General features: G+C 36.4%; 9 protein-coding genes. 6 read left to right on the top strand and 3 right to left on the bottom strand.

Going from position 1 to position 13,947, the window contains the following annotated elements:
* The 3 genes from HW120_RS10785 to HW120_RS10775 are packed head-to-tail and all read left to right on the top strand — an operon-like array spanning position 1 to position 2,946.
* Entirely contained in the window at positions 1–1,662 is a 1,662-nt protein-coding gene (locus HW120_RS10785) for a ThiF family adenylyltransferase (RefSeq protein WP_177734001.1), read from the top strand.
* Entirely contained in the window at positions 1,662–2,123 is a 462-nt protein-coding gene (locus HW120_RS10780) for a Mov34/MPN/PAD-1 family protein (protein WP_177733999.1), read from the top strand. The genes HW120_RS10785 and HW120_RS10780 overlap by 1 nt, the downstream gene beginning before the upstream one ends.
* The gene (locus tag HW120_RS10775; RefSeq protein ID WP_177733997.1) at positions 2,116–2,946 is read left to right on the top strand and encodes a DUF6602 domain-containing protein; all 831 of its coding nucleotides are present in this window, start codon (positions 2,116–2,118) and stop codon (positions 2,944–2,946) included. The genes HW120_RS10780 and HW120_RS10775 overlap by 8 nt, the downstream gene beginning before the upstream one ends.
* A gap of 493 nt (positions 2,947–3,439) precedes the next feature.
* Here the strand turns inward: HW120_RS10775 and HW120_RS10770 are convergent, their stop codons facing one another.
* The 3 genes from HW120_RS10770 to HW120_RS10760 form a co-directional block, all read right to left on the bottom strand.
* Positions 3,440–4,450, bottom strand: a complete 1,011-nt coding sequence (locus tag HW120_RS10770; protein ID WP_177733995.1) for a tetratricopeptide repeat protein — start codon at positions 4,448–4,450, stop codon at positions 3,440–3,442.
* A gap of 70 nt (positions 4,451–4,520) precedes the next feature.
* Complete coding sequence (locus HW120_RS10765; RefSeq protein WP_177733993.1) at positions 4,521–8,741, bottom strand: hypothetical protein; 4,221 nt, start codon at positions 8,739–8,741, stop codon at positions 4,521–4,523.
* A 64-nt stretch (positions 8,742–8,805) separates the two neighbouring features.
* Entirely contained in the window at positions 8,806–9,606 is an 801-nt protein-coding gene (locus HW120_RS10760) for a hypothetical protein (RefSeq protein WP_177733991.1), read from the bottom strand.
* 987 nt (positions 9,607–10,593) lie between these two features.
* Between HW120_RS10760 and HW120_RS10755 the strand changes: the two genes are divergently transcribed.
* The 3 genes from HW120_RS10755 to HW120_RS10745 all read left to right on the top strand — a co-directional run bounded on the left by HW120_RS10755 (position 10,594) and on the right by HW120_RS10745 (position 13,913).
* Positions 10,594–11,442, top strand: coding sequence for a DUF5694 domain-containing protein (locus HW120_RS10755; protein ID WP_177733989.1), 849 nt, complete (start codon positions 10,594–10,596; stop codon positions 11,440–11,442).
* Between the two features lie 786 nt (positions 11,443–12,228).
* Positions 12,229–13,086 (top strand): tetratricopeptide repeat protein, encoded by an 858-nt coding sequence (locus HW120_RS10750; protein ID WP_177733988.1) that lies wholly within the window; start codon positions 12,229–12,231, stop codon positions 13,084–13,086.
* 173 nt (positions 13,087–13,259) lie between these two features.
* On the top strand, positions 13,260–13,913 hold the full coding sequence (locus HW120_RS10745) for a tetratricopeptide repeat protein (protein ID WP_177733986.1): 654 nt from the start codon (positions 13,260–13,262) through the stop codon (positions 13,911–13,913).
* The last annotated feature ends 34 nt before the right edge of the window (positions 13,914–13,947 follow it).

Genomic DNA, 13,947 nt, shown 5'->3' with positions numbered 1-13,947 from the left:
ATGGAAGATAAGTTGAAGAAAGTTCAGAGCATTATTAGCAGTCTCGATCAGGTTCTTATTGAAGAGCCTTTTGTTGTTGACCAGGATTTAAATGCTATTGGAAAGGTCAAAGTTATTTACAATGAAATTGGAGATGCTTTGAGCTTTGCTGTAAAAGTTCTTCCTGAATATCCTCTGAAAAGATTAAACGCAGAAGCTATTACTTTTTATAATAAAGAATTAATAGAATATGGTCATGTTATGGGGGATGGTTCAATCTGCATCCACACCGCACATAGTTTTGATGTAAAAAAGAAACTCGAAATAGACTTTTCCTCACTGAAGAGATGGATTCAGCGGTATTTTGTGAATAAAGAGCATGATGAGCATTATGAGCATATAATTATGCAGCCTGTAAAATATAAAGATGAGCATCACTCATTTATCTTTACTGATACAGAGCATAAATTCCAAGATGGTGATTTTGGTTTTTTTGATTTTGCTCAAATTCATTCAGGATTATTTTACGATACAAAAATTAATAACCATATCATCCTGAATTTTAAGGACAAGTACAGCAAAATAATAGCATCTTCAAAGTGGAGTTCAACTTATGCTAATTTACCTTCAGCTAATACCCAATTTGGTGTATACGTATTTATGGAAAAGCCTCCCGTGGTTCAAACCCGTTTTATCATAAATAACTGGAAGGATCTGCAAGATAAAGTTCCTGCAGGATTTTTTACATTTCTTCACGGATTGGAGCGAAATAATCAAAAGGCAATTGGTGCGCCAATTCCATTAATTATTGGATATAAAATTTCTGGGACTGAAATACATTGGCAGGCAGCAATGCTTGAATTTGGCAGATTCCCAATCGGGTATGAAAAAATAAATCAGATGTGGGGAGGTTTTTTTATAGATCAGAAAATTGATTGGATGATGACGAGGAATAGCTCCTACGAATATTTTTTTGGAAGAGGGAAATTCACTGATGAGATAGCAAATGCCAAAATATTGATAATTGGAACCGGAGCAATCGGCAGTATGGTCGCAACAACGCTGATAAGGGGAGGATGCAAAAATATTCACCTAATTGATCATGACGTTAAAGAGCCTGAAAATGTATGCCGTTCGGAGTATGCTTTCTCCAATGGGATAACAAATAAAGTGAACGAGCTGAACGAAATTCTCACTTCAATTTCTCCATTTGTAGAAGTACAGATTATGGATAATCAATTTTTTCATGTGCGTACTAAGGTTTTTAACCGCCCACATCATTTAAAGGGTCTGGAGAAAGCACTGGATGAATATGATTTAATTTTCGATTGTTCTACTGATAATGACTTAATGCATATATTAAGCCAGCTGATCCTTCGCCAATTGATAACGTTGTCAATTACAAATAATGCACAGGAATTAGTATGCGGTACTGAACCCAACCACTATTCATGGGTAATGAATCAATATGAAAATGTTCTGCATAATGACATTGAGGATGTTTATAATCCAACGGGATGCTGGAGTCCAACATTTAAAGCTTCTTATAACGATATTGCGGTTTTAGTGCAGTATGCTTTAAAAAATATTAATGTAAAGATGGGACAGGGAAAGGAGCTGAGGAATTTTGTTTTACAAACTAATGAAAATGACGCGTTTTCAATAAAATTGGAAGAATTTTGATGTATAGAATTAAAGAATTAGGTTTAATGCTGGATATTGATGACGATTTAATAAGCAATTTAGTAGATATTGGAAAAAAACATTATCCAAATGAAATTGGAGGTTTTTTAATTGGTTATTATTCAGAAAGTCAAAATCATCTTAGAATAACAGATACAATTTTACCAAATAAATACAAAGGCACTCCCTATATGTTTGAGAGAGATGCAATAGGCGTTGAGAGTAAATTAAAGCAGTTCTACACTGAAGATCCCAAAAAATATTATGTCGGAGAGTGGCATACTCATCCAAATAATTTAGCAATTCCCAGTGCTGTAGATATAAAAGCTGTTAAGTCAATTGCGGCTGATCCTGAAGTATCAATCAAAAACCCTGCATTGCTGATTATAGGTTACGCTAATAATAAAATAGAACTTGGTTTCTATGTTCACTTTAAAAATAAAATTTATAGATATGAATAATAAAATTAATATAGGAGATTTATTTAGTGGGTTGCAAAAACAAATGGTTGCCCAATTAAATACCAACAGAGAATTTATTTTACATCCAGGATCAAAAGGAGATTCATTAGAAAATGTTTGGATAGAATGGCTTAGAAAATACCTCCCTAATAGATATTGTGTTGATAAAGCAATAGTAATTGACAGTACAGGAAGTTTAAGTCATCAATTAGATTTAGTTATTTATGATCAGCAGTACACTCCTTTTGTTTTTACCCAGAATGGAATTCATTATATTCCCGCAGAAGGAGTATACGCTGTTTTTGAAGTAAAGCCTGACTTACAGGGAAAAGTAGGGGATGATAATTTTTTTGAATATGCAGGTAAAAAAATTGAGAGTGTCAGAAGTTTAAAAAGAACATCTGTCAAAATTATTAATGCCGGAGTTGAAGTGCCCGCTCGTCCATTAACAAAAATTGTTGGTGGAATACTGACAAGCACAAATTCGTTTACTCATGCGAATAACAATACGATTGAAAATCATCTGAAAAATTTAGAAAAATTGCAAACAATTGAAATGGGCTGCGCCGTTGATTATGGCAGTTTCTATGTTAATTATACTGGCTCCGAAGATACAAGCAGTAAAGATTTTGATAAAAGAATCAATGATTACTATTTGACCAGAAAATTTGAGAGTATTACATTTAGTGACAAAGAAAATTCATTAGTTACATTTTTCCTTCAGCTTACAAGGTACTTACAGCAATCAATTGGAACGGTTGCAGCGATCGACTTAAATGCATATGCAAAAACTATCGGCTTCGAAGTAGATCAAAAAATTTAATAAAGTTAAACTACGGTTTCTTTCAAATTTGCCGCAAAAATTAAGGAAGTACTTTAACATTATGGGCAGATCCTTTAGTCATGTATAAAATTGAAAAATTAAATGTGCCTTTTTTGTTAAAGAATAGAATGTAAACATTGGCATGTGTCATTTACTGTTATAAAAATTATAATCTTACTTTAATGGTGCCCCGCTTAGAGAGCCATAAAACTTTTTAAAAAATGCTATATTTCAATACAGTCAAGGTGTGAGATGCTCCTGAAATTTTAATAACCTTTTAAAACAGATAATATCAAATTAACTATGTTTAGTATCCTACTAGTCCTAATCTTATCGCGTTGTTTTTTTGAGGACGAGTTTCTTCCAGACTCTAAAACTGACTAGAGTTTCTTTAAAACGTCAAGCTTTATTGGGACTACCCATTCGACAGGGCAATCCCAGCAAGAGATTTTCGGTCATTATCTATCCTATTTACGTTCTGGTTTGTCATAGATTACGAACCCAAATAACTTTCCAGTATTTCTGCCGCTTCTTGCAAAGCTTCTTGGGAGCTTACTGCCTGAAGACATTTAACCTGCTTTAGCCTGATGATAATGTAGCCATTTTTATCTGATATTTTCTGAAGGTATCCTGCTGAAATACCGTAATAACGTGCTGCTAATAGTTGGGCACCGCTTTGGGCACTGAGTTGTTCTTCGGTCGCTACCTGGGCAAGTACCTGATAGGAGGTAGCTAGTGCCGCCATGTCAGATTTATCAAGCTGTTCTTCTGGTTTGTCTTGAAGTTGAGCGATTACTTTTTTGGCCTCTGTGATCGCTATACGGAACTGCCCACTTTCTACATAAGTTAGTGCTAGTGATGAGCGGATTGCTGTGTTATTGGGTGACTTGATTAATAAGTATTCATAAAGGTCCTGACTAATTTTAGAGAGGATTTCTGGCTGGTCATTCTTGTAAAAGTTTACCAATGCGGTAGCCAGTTCATTGGGATGTTGGCGAAGTACGTTTCCCAGTTCTAGATGAGGCAAGATAGTGGCGAAAGATTGGGGTTTTTCCTTCCTTAGAAGTTTGATAAGATAATCTATCCGTCCTTTGGTCTCAATGTCTACAGTCAGTTTCAGCTGAGACCAGCCTAGATAAGGGTTTTTTCCTGCCTCATTAATGAATGCGGCTATTGCAAACTCTTTTTTTATTTCAAGTAGTTCTTCAGTTCCAGGGTTTAATTGGCTGTCGTCGAAAATAAATGTTCGCTGCAGTCCATTGCTACTTGTCAGCCTCGTTCCCGGAAGCGAAACTACTGTTGTAAATTTATCGGCACTCTGTTCATTGTCGTGCCGTTCTTTATATCTTTTACTGCCGATTCCCAGGAAACCACCTTTTTTCTTTTCTACTTCATAAGGCCTTAGGTTTACTGTTCCTGACAATTTGATTGTTACCACATCGCCAAGAGTTATACCAGGTTTAAAAGAACCCGTAAGCAATACGGGAGCTGGACTGGATGCCATATAATTTACGATACCCTCCTGTGTCTGGCAGAATGAGATTGTTGGTAGGGTGATGGCTAGTATAAGTAGCCTAATTGATGAGTACATCTTTAGTATGGTTAAGGTTAAATATCAGTTCAATTTTTCCTTTGGTTATTTTTTTTGTATCAATAGCCCTTTTCAGGCTCTCCATCATCGAGACATATTTCTCTTGGCTAAGATCCATGCGAAAATCCTGTTTTAGACCATTGTTATGTTCGATCTGTACGCGGTAGGAAGAAAGGGGATTTGTCTTGTCCCTAGGATCACGGTCGCGATACTGGTAGGATATTTGTAGAATGATGTTTTCAATATCTACTGCGGCTGGGTTTGGTTTTACCTTTATTTTCCACTTGCTGTTAAGGTCATAGCCTTCAAATGTCTTCGGTCTATAATTGGTTGGTTCCCATCGTTCGTGTAGACTTTTGGTAACTTCAGATATGATTATTGTCTGATCAGTTTTCAGTTCGAGCTTTATGGCGGTACTATTGCTTTTTCGCTCTTCTAAAACAACTATACTTCCGTCTTTTTTTACGGTTATTCCAGGATGGAATACCTCAAAATTTGGTACGGGAGAATTTACAAGCCCACTTTTGTTATTTATACCTGCGATGGCAACATCTATAACTTTCGGATCCATATCTGTTTTATCGTAATCTTTAACATTTTCCTGCATATAACTTTCCATGTCTAAATCAAACTCAAAATCCTTTGATTCGTTTTTGTCTTTTACTCGTTGCCGCCATAAAAGGAACTTATTCCAATTTGCAGTCAGTGGAGAGCTGTTTTTGTCTAATGTAAAACTATGGGAGAGGATTTCTAGGCTACCATATTTTATCTTTTCCTCAGTCTCTGGATCGGTTATTAAGGTGTACTGGGTATCCCAGTAACTCTCAATCTTATCCACGTCCTGTCTCATGCTGGAAATATCTGGTTGTCTGATCCATTTGTATAGGTTGATGGATTGGTCAAGTGCCAGACGGATGTTCGATTGATCTGCTTCTATGATATCTGCCAGTGTGTTTTTTTCTCCGTACCAAAATGTGCTTGCCCGGAACAGCCTGTTATAATAGTATCGAAGGCGTTCCGCGTAATAATAAAATATTGGAAGCTGATAGGCCAGTTTATTACGTTTTTCAATTTGTTTGTCGGCAATCATCTCGAATTGCATTTTGGAAAATTCTTCTTTTTGTCTTTTTGCCAGTTGAAGGTTTAGCTCTGCTATATCTTTTTCAAAGTAGGCAAGTTTTTGGTTGAAGCTGTTGGCTTTTAGTTTCTCCAGTTGCTCGAGGAGTTCTTGGTTGAGCACCTTCTGTTCATTATAGAGTTCTTTGAGCTGATCGATCAAGTCATAGCTATCTAGAATGTTACCGGCAATCTCTAATGCTTTGTTTGCTACTGTTCCGTATCCCGGGAAAGCCATATCGATAGCGCTCGCCGCCGCCGCCCTTGCAGCTGCCCCGCTGGCATCACTAGTATTTTCTGCACTGTAGAACTCTACAGGATCAAGCGGAGGTATATCTTTGTGGATTGTTTTATCTTCTTGGTAAGACTGGAATACATTGGCGCCGAGGTAAGCCTGGAATCCATCTTCTTTTATTGCGATTATCGTTGGCTTTGCCTTTCTACCTTCGAGATTTTTAAGGACACGATCATAAATGAGCTCCGGATTGGAAATATTCTTGGGACCAAGAAAGTTGTACCATTCTGCTGTGCCCAAGCTTTTAAAAATACCCTCTCTTAACGATTTCTCGCTCAAGAGGTTATTTAGGACCGTTAAATGATCAAAGCTTCGTGTCTCTAGACCGTTAAAAACAAAAACAAAAGTTTTATCACCTACCAGAATCGAATCTCTTCTGATACTGAAGATCTCTACTGCTCCAGACCTGATACTCATAAATTTTTGCTCGGCATCTACTGTGATAGATGCCTGCTTGAGCTCTGCTATAAGAGCAGTATCATCACGGATATCGTGGAGCAGTTTGATATCTTCCTTGGCTTTTGGTGGAATGAAATTGAGGCAGATATCCGGCGTCTTTTTCAGGAGTGCATCCATTAGCTTTCTCCTGATTTCCATATCCTCTGAAACGGCAAGGCAGTTACTGATTGCTGTCATTAAAAACCGCTGGATCTTAAAGTCTTTGATCTCTGGCCAGAAATCCTTATTTAGCAGTACGTCTGCCAGAGATGAGGTAATGACCTTTAAGGAATCTTTTTCTATTTGCTCTATAATCGAGACAATAGGCTTCATCTTATCGTATTTCGTTTTCATGTTACTGATGTTAGCTTTGAATTCAGATGCGGCCTCAGATTTGAGCAGAAGGCTTCCGCCAAGATCAAAAAATGATTCGTATTTTTTTCTTCTCAGATTCTCGCTGACCTGTGTATACAATCCGCTATACCTTCTTCCTTCGGGAAAATAGTCTGTGTTTGAAGCCCATTCCATGAACTGCGAGATGTTGTTCAAATTTGGTTTTTTTTCAAAATTTGCAAGTTGGATTAGTTTCTTGGCATCGTTTTCAAGGTTTTTGACCTGCGCTATATTGCCTTTCACCTTCTGATATTTATCCTGCAAATTTTTCCAGTCGCTTTGTGGAATGATTTCCAGATCAGCCATTGTATTACCAATAGAGAGCAAGTTGTCAGTAGAAAGGTCTCCTTTTACCGCATCTTGTACAGCCTTAATTGCCTGTTTGGACTTATTGTAATAGTCTATGGACACGTTTGTCAGATTTACAAGGTCGTTTTGGCTCCCCAAAAGAGAATTCCTCAGCTCGGGATTAGCGCTGATTAATGTAGTCCCTAGTACTTTTAGGTTGTTGCCAACACTATTACTGGGATCAATGGGAACCCCAGTTACAGATTGAGTAATCATTGAGGTTACTGCACTGGTTATTTTAGACTCATTGGCATCAAGTTCCTTATTTTTGCTCTTTACCTCATTTTCTATCTGTTTGTTCCGGAAGCTGATTGCTGACATCCTGCCGGTTATGGATTTTTCCTGATCCTGATAAAAATCTATTTTATAATTTTTCTCAAGTGCTTGTGTCGTGGCGATATCTGCCTCATAGGTCTTGGTAAGTTTTGAGATATTTTCCTTCATTTGCTGCTCATTCAGTCCGTATATCTTATCTAGAGATGTTTCTATACTGCTGTACGTCTTCTGAAAATTTTCAAATGTCTTTTTGAAGTCCCTAAGTTCATTGACAGGGAATAAAGGTTTGCTTGAAAAATCCTGCCCCCAGAAAGAGTATCCTTGTTGGATAAGCGACTGCCTATACTGAATATCCTTCTCTAAGAGTTTATAATAGGTTTCATATATTGGATTGATTTCTTGAAGATTTTCCAGAATGATTGTTTTCAATGGCTTCCCGTCGAACATTTCCCAGGCTTTTCCATAATTGATTTTAGCCTGCTCCAGGTTATTAGCGATAAAGTATTCATCCGCTAGTTTTTTATACGTATAAGCCAGTTCGTATTTGGCTATCTCTAAGTAATTGTCCGTAGTATAACTGGCCAAGCGTCGATAGTCAATTTCTTCTAGGATGCGATCATAGAATCTTAGGTCGTTGATGGAGATAGAAGAGCCTTTGGCAGCGCTCAAGTTTAAAAAAAGCTGTGGGATGCTTGGCAGGGCTTTAAGCAAAGTGGAAAAAGCATTTACATTCTTAAGTGCATCTTCTGAAAAGTTTGCATCTTTGAATGAAAACATCTTGATCTGGTAGTTTTTATCGACATAGCTCAATGGCAAGGAGAGCATATACCATCTACCGGTTTCTAAAGCTGCCAAGTTTGTTCTTTCTACCTTGGCAGAGTCAATTCGTTTTTCCATTATCAAGGACAGCTTTCCATTGGTTTCTGCTGTATGGATGGCGAGAGATTTATCTAATGAGAAATAACATTCTAGATTTCTGAATTTTTCATTTATTTTGGTCGAGTCTGGTTTGGTCTCATCAATCTTGAACCAGAACACGAGATTCCGTTTCTCCTGCTCTTCTGCAAAATCAAGCAGGTTGATAAATGATTGCGCTTCACTTCCGACTATCAGTCCCTTGTCACTGGGGTAGTTTAGATTTCCGCTTGAGAATATCGGTGGCTTTTTTTCATCCTGTGAAAAGACTATTCTTTTTAGCGTTACTGTGGGCGAGCTACTGTCGTCCATTGGAGAATAAAAAATCAATCCGTTTTCCAGTCTTCCGGTTTTGGCAATCTGTGCCATGAGCTGAGATGATAGCATTAAAAATGCGATCATAAGTTTTAAGTTCTTTATCATTGTCCTTTAAGTTTTTTGAAAAAACAATCATTTATTTTGCGATGTTAGGAACGCCAGAATGTGATTATGGGATTTTGACCTTTTCCAAAATTACCACTGTTGTCTTGCACAGCTGCTCGAAATATCCGATGGCAATCTTAAGATCGGGGCTTTCTGAAAGTGCCTTTAGTGATTTGAATAAGAGACTACAGTTGTTGTTAACGATGGCGCCGATCTGGCCCAGTGCAAATGCAGCAATTAAGATATTATACTCTTTTTCTGAGAGATATTGCTTGTCTTTCATGTCAACAAGATATCCTTTCATCATTTCAAGTCCAAGTTTTTTAAGGTTTGATACTGAAAGCGATCTGCATATTACAAAGACTGCTGGCTGTCCTGATACAGTTGTGATACAGAAGCTAGCGTTAAGGATTAGTCCTACTGCGTTTTCGGTCCCAAATTTTTTGACAGATCGCTGGCTTACATCTAAAAGGTTGTTTTTCTCGATGTGGAAGTAGTCAAACATTTTTGTGATTGTATTTCCTTGGATCGATGCCGCGGGATTTGTAACTTCTAGCACATAAGATTCTGTTGCAGGAGTTGCTGGTGGCAGGATACCTAAAAGATAACTTTTTGTAATGTTGTTCTTAAACTTAAAGTCCACCCGGCTAAAGCCCGGGGTTTGGCTGCTACCAAGATCAAGATTACCGGCACTTGCAGAATATGAGCTTTTTTTGATGTCGCTTTCTATCCCTAAAAGGTCACCAGTTACTAAGGCCTTAATGTTTTCGCCTGTTGAATATGCGCTTTTGTTGAAAGCCACGGTTTGACCAAAGGCAAATTGGCCCGATAGCACAAGAAGCGAGATGGAGAGGGAAATTTTCATGAGAGTCTGTTTAAATTAATCTAATGTTATTAATTAGTTTTTTTACACAACTTATGAGAAAATCTTTTTAATTTAATTCGTTTGAAATAAAAAAGATTTGTATTAAGCAATAAAATGTAAGGCTAATCAAAAGCCTGCATATGTTCTTATTAAGTTAACTTGCTTGAAAGCAATAAAGTAACGTTTTTAATAAAAACAAAAAAACAGTATAAACACCTGTTTTACAGATAAGTACAAAAAAAATTAACATTTAAGGAGATACACTAGTTGTGTAAGAGCTCGGAAATCAACTTCGCAAATTAAAAACACTTAACAGAGTTTAGAAAAGTTTCTAACCTATTAGGTGACCCTTGCTTAAATAATATATTGTAACAATTGTATTTAATAGGTAACATTTGAAAATTATTACTTTCTACCTTGTGTTCAACTGTCGAACACCTTGATCCGATCATTTGTGCATTTTTAAACAAAAAAAAGTAAGTATTTTGAAAAAAAAGTAAAAACCGAAAAAGATAACTAAGACTTTTATAAAAGATCAAAATTACAAAAGCCTTTATTTAAAGGAATTCAAGGCTTTTTTTCAAGCTTATCTATGAACATTAATATAGGAATTAGGTGTTCGATTGTAATCCCATCAAGTCCACATCAAAAAAGCGCAATCCTTATATAATATAGGGGTTGCGTTTTTTTATAAAAAATCCAGCCAACATTTAGCCGATATGACTTTTTTAATTATGGTAAATTCGCCATAATTTAGCTTTTACCTTATCAATATTTATTATTTGACTGTTACCACAATCATCGTAAACTTTAGCTTGTGAATAGATGAGGTAAGAGAAGCATATAAAAGGATAGAAAAAAGGGACATGGTTGGTAAAATCGTTATTTCTATTTAACTGTTTACTTTTGAAAAAGTAAGTTATTTTTTAATAAAATAACAAACGATTACATAGTTTTGCAAATTATTAGTGAACTCAAATTAAACGTATGAAAAAACAGAACTTTAGTAAAATTACCCTGGCCTTCTTTCTATTCCTTTTTCAAATTTCATTTACTTCGGCTCAAGAAAAAGTAAAGGTTATTTTATTAGGAACTTATCATTTTAATAATCCTGGAAATGATATGATTAAATCAGAGGACAGAAATATCTTATCTAAAGAAAATCAAAAAGATTTAGATGAAATAGTTAACAAAATTAATGGATCCGTTTATAAACCTGATCAAATATTTGTAGAAAGCAATTTCAATAAGAAGAAAGAACTGAATTCAAATTACCAATTGTACCTAAAAAATCAATTTAATAAGTTTACAGATACCATAAAAAAAGAACGATTGAAAAGATTTTATACTGAAGGCGAAACTTTTCAATTAGGATTTCGGTTAGCAAAAAAATTAAAACATCAGGAATTGTATCCTATTGATAGTTTAATAGAAATGAGATTTGACATTTTGTTAAAAGAAGTAAATGCCAATCCTGGCTTAGAAAAGAAATTTAATGAAATAAAAATGTCTTTATCTGATGATTGCTTGAAAAAAAATAATTTGAGCAATATTTTTCTATGTATAAATGAAAAATCAAAATTGGATAATAATATTGGCTTCTATATTTCATTTGCTAACAAAATAATGATAGATAAAGATTATTTCGGTTCAAATCTTGTTACCGATTGGTATAAACGAAATTTAATTATGTATTCCAATATTCAAAATCAAATAAAGCCTGATACAAAAAGTATTTTTATTTTGGTTGGTAGTGGACACGCTGCCATATTTAGAAATTTCTTTGAGGTTGATAAAAACTTTGAGTTCGTTGATTTAACAAAAATCCTGAATTGAAATTAAAAAATCAGACGCACGAATTTTGGTAATTCCCTAAAACAAAAACCCTGCTAATCTTGCGATTGCAGGGTTTTATACGTTTAGAGGGTCTGTTAGTCTGATCCCACTGGAATAATATAATGACTTTTCATATTAACCTATACAAACCTCATTTTTATTTTTTTCCTCTCTATTGGATACTCCATTAATATTTGATTTATACACAGCTTTTCTGGTTTTATGTGCACACAAGTATAAGACGACAAAAGAAAAAAGAAGAAGAAAAAGAGAAGCTTTTTTTGGTACCCCGCTGTGAGCAAATCGGTTCTAACTATAACCGCAGCAAATCCAGAAACCAATCCAGCGGATATATCCGTTTTTGGTTTCGTTGTATCCAGGTATTGGTATGAAATAATCGATTCAATCCGGTTTAGTTTAATACCGCCTTTTTCGGTTTATTTTTTAGATCGTTATTTTGATATGGCAAAGACTCTTTAATCTCTTTGTCAGGTAAAATTTGTTTTACAAAACGTAAACTAGCTGATATACAAGACTAACGTGCGTTTTCTGCTGGTCGGGTATTTTCCTTTGGCACCGCTTATCCCGAAAGTACACCCAAAGAACCCGGTGAAGGCTTTTTTCCTGCCTGTTTCTTTAAACCTTTCCTTAATGTGAAATTTTTATGATTTTTTTTGTAAGCATTTGGTTATATAAATAATAATTCTATTTTTGTGAGGTTCATCGTTTTAACCTGATGACGTTTAAGAACCATCTAATTAACCATCTGACTTAAATCCAAAAATTATGAATTATTTTTACATCGGAGGAGGTGCCGTCGCACTCTTCATTATTTATTCGCTATTTTCTGCAAAAAAGAACATGAAGAAAGCACCGGAAAAACTGATTGAAGCAAAGGAAAAACTTGATGCGGGCGAAATCAATGCTGCCTTAAGGACTTTGGGAGAAGCATTTGTAATTCCCTTTAACGATCAGGTAAATGCCGAGCAAAAAGCCCACCTTATCGCGGTACTGGATTTGTTGAGAAAAATATTTGCCGAAATGAATATTTCTGGCAATAAGCTTATCGATCCGCTTTATGACAAGCTTAGCAATTCAACTCTTGTTAGTGTGCCGCTTAACGAAGGGAACTACAAGCCGCTACAGAATTTCTTTGATGAAACCGACTCTGACCAAAAACTGGTTAACTACCTGAAGAATTCTGTTTTTAACGGAGAGATTGGCGTGGCTGATTCTGCTTCTTCAGACAATTCGTCATTTCCTGAAACCAGCAGCAGAACAACACCTTATATCAATAATGCCGGAAAGCTTATTATGAAAGGCAAATACCAAGACGCTATCGATGTGTATAAGAATGCACTTAACGAGCAATGGGATGATACCGACAAAGCGTTCCTGCATGACCAGCTGGCTTCATGCTACCTTATGAATAAAGACCTGACCAATGCTGACGCCAATTACAAAGAAAGCATTGCTATTAAATCCTATTTCCTTAACAACTGGAACTACGGTGACTTCCTGGTTTACCACAAGCGTAAAGCAGATGCTGAAGTACAGCTTCCGAAGGTTGAAGCACTGGTAGCTTCCCCATCGGACAGAAAAGAATACAACAAACTGCAGAAAAATTTCGAAGCGTTAAAGTAATCGTTTTTACAGAAAATTAAAAAGCCCGTAAGGTGGTTACCTGCCGGGCTTTTTACATTTATTATCTCCTGTTCTATCATTAGTCAAAGCCTTATCCTTCCCGGGCGATTATCAGGCAGCGCTATGGAGAAAAAAATTGTATGTTTATAACATTAGTACCTAAATCAAAAAACATGGAACGTATTGATCACGACGAACTGAAAGCGGTAATCAGCAATGATGCTTTTGACAAATACACCAGCGAACAACTATTTAGCGATACAAAATACTATTTTGAGTCGATGAAATCGGCACCTTTCTTTGGGGAGGAAACCCTCGGGATATATGTCGACATTTATAAAAAACTTGGCGAAAAAGGCTATAGTCCTGCGCTGTACGAACTGGGATTGCTGTATTACAATGGCGAATTCTGGCTGCCTTCGGATTATGCATTATCCCTGGACTACCACCAAAAAGCCGCTGCATCGGGCAACGCCGATGCTATGTTTGAACTGTACGTATATTACGCCACCGGCATCGGGACCGAAATAGATTCAGAAACAGCTACAGACTGGAACCTGAAAGCGGCCAATGCTGGCAGCGACAGGGCATGCTACAATATGGGTACTTTTTATGCCACAGGAAACAATATGCCACAGGATATGGAAAAAGCGGTAAACTGGTACGATAAAGCTTCGCAGCTTGGAAATGTACGGGCTACAGAAACCCTTGGCCTGATGTATCGCTATGGTGAGGGTGTACCGCAGGACGAAGCGAAAGCCGATACCTACGAAAAACTGGAAAACGAACAGCGTGAGGCGTTTTTACGCCGTATGGACGAAATGTAATTTTTTAAAATCGAATATACATTTACTCCCGCCG

Origin of the sequence: Flavobacterium inviolabile, from assembly GCF_013389455.1 — a bacterium.
GTDB lineage: Bacteria > Bacteroidota > Bacteroidia > Flavobacteriales > Flavobacteriaceae > Flavobacterium > Flavobacterium inviolabile.
The sequence above is the reverse complement of the archived record's forward strand: the minus strand, read 5'-3'. Positions and strand labels throughout refer to the sequence as shown.

What these genes read in the sequence shown, in the direction of transcription:
- HW120_RS10760 (WP_177733991.1), bottom strand. Translation starts at nt 9,606, where the DNA reads ATGAAAATTTCCCTCTCCATCTCGCTTCTTGTGCTATCGGGCCAATTT.
- HW120_RS10770 (WP_177733995.1), bottom strand. Translation starts at nt 4,450, where the DNA reads ATGGCATCCAGTCCAGCTCCCGTATTGCTTACGGGTTCTTTTAAACCT.
- HW120_RS10775 (WP_177733997.1), top strand. Translation starts at nt 2,116, where the DNA reads ATGAATAATAAAATTAATATAGGAGATTTATTTAGTGGGTTGCAAAAA.
- HW120_RS10755 (WP_177733989.1), top strand. Translation starts at nt 10,594, where the DNA reads ATGAAAAAACAGAACTTTAGTAAAATTACCCTGGCCTTCTTTCTATTC.
- HW120_RS10745 (WP_177733986.1), top strand. Translation starts at nt 13,260, where the DNA reads ATGGAACGTATTGATCACGACGAACTGAAAGCGGTAATCAGCAATGAT.
- HW120_RS10765 (WP_177733993.1), bottom strand. Translation starts at nt 8,741, where the DNA reads ATGATAAAGAACTTAAAACTTATGATCGCATTTTTAATGCTATCATCT.
- HW120_RS10785 (WP_177734001.1), top strand. Translation starts at nt 1, where the DNA reads ATGGAAGATAAGTTGAAGAAAGTTCAGAGCATTATTAGCAGTCTCGAT.
- HW120_RS10750 (WP_177733988.1), top strand. Translation starts at nt 12,229, where the DNA reads ATGAATTATTTTTACATCGGAGGAGGTGCCGTCGCACTCTTCATTATT.
- HW120_RS10780 (WP_177733999.1), top strand. Translation starts at nt 1,662, where the DNA reads ATGTATAGAATTAAAGAATTAGGTTTAATGCTGGATATTGATGACGAT.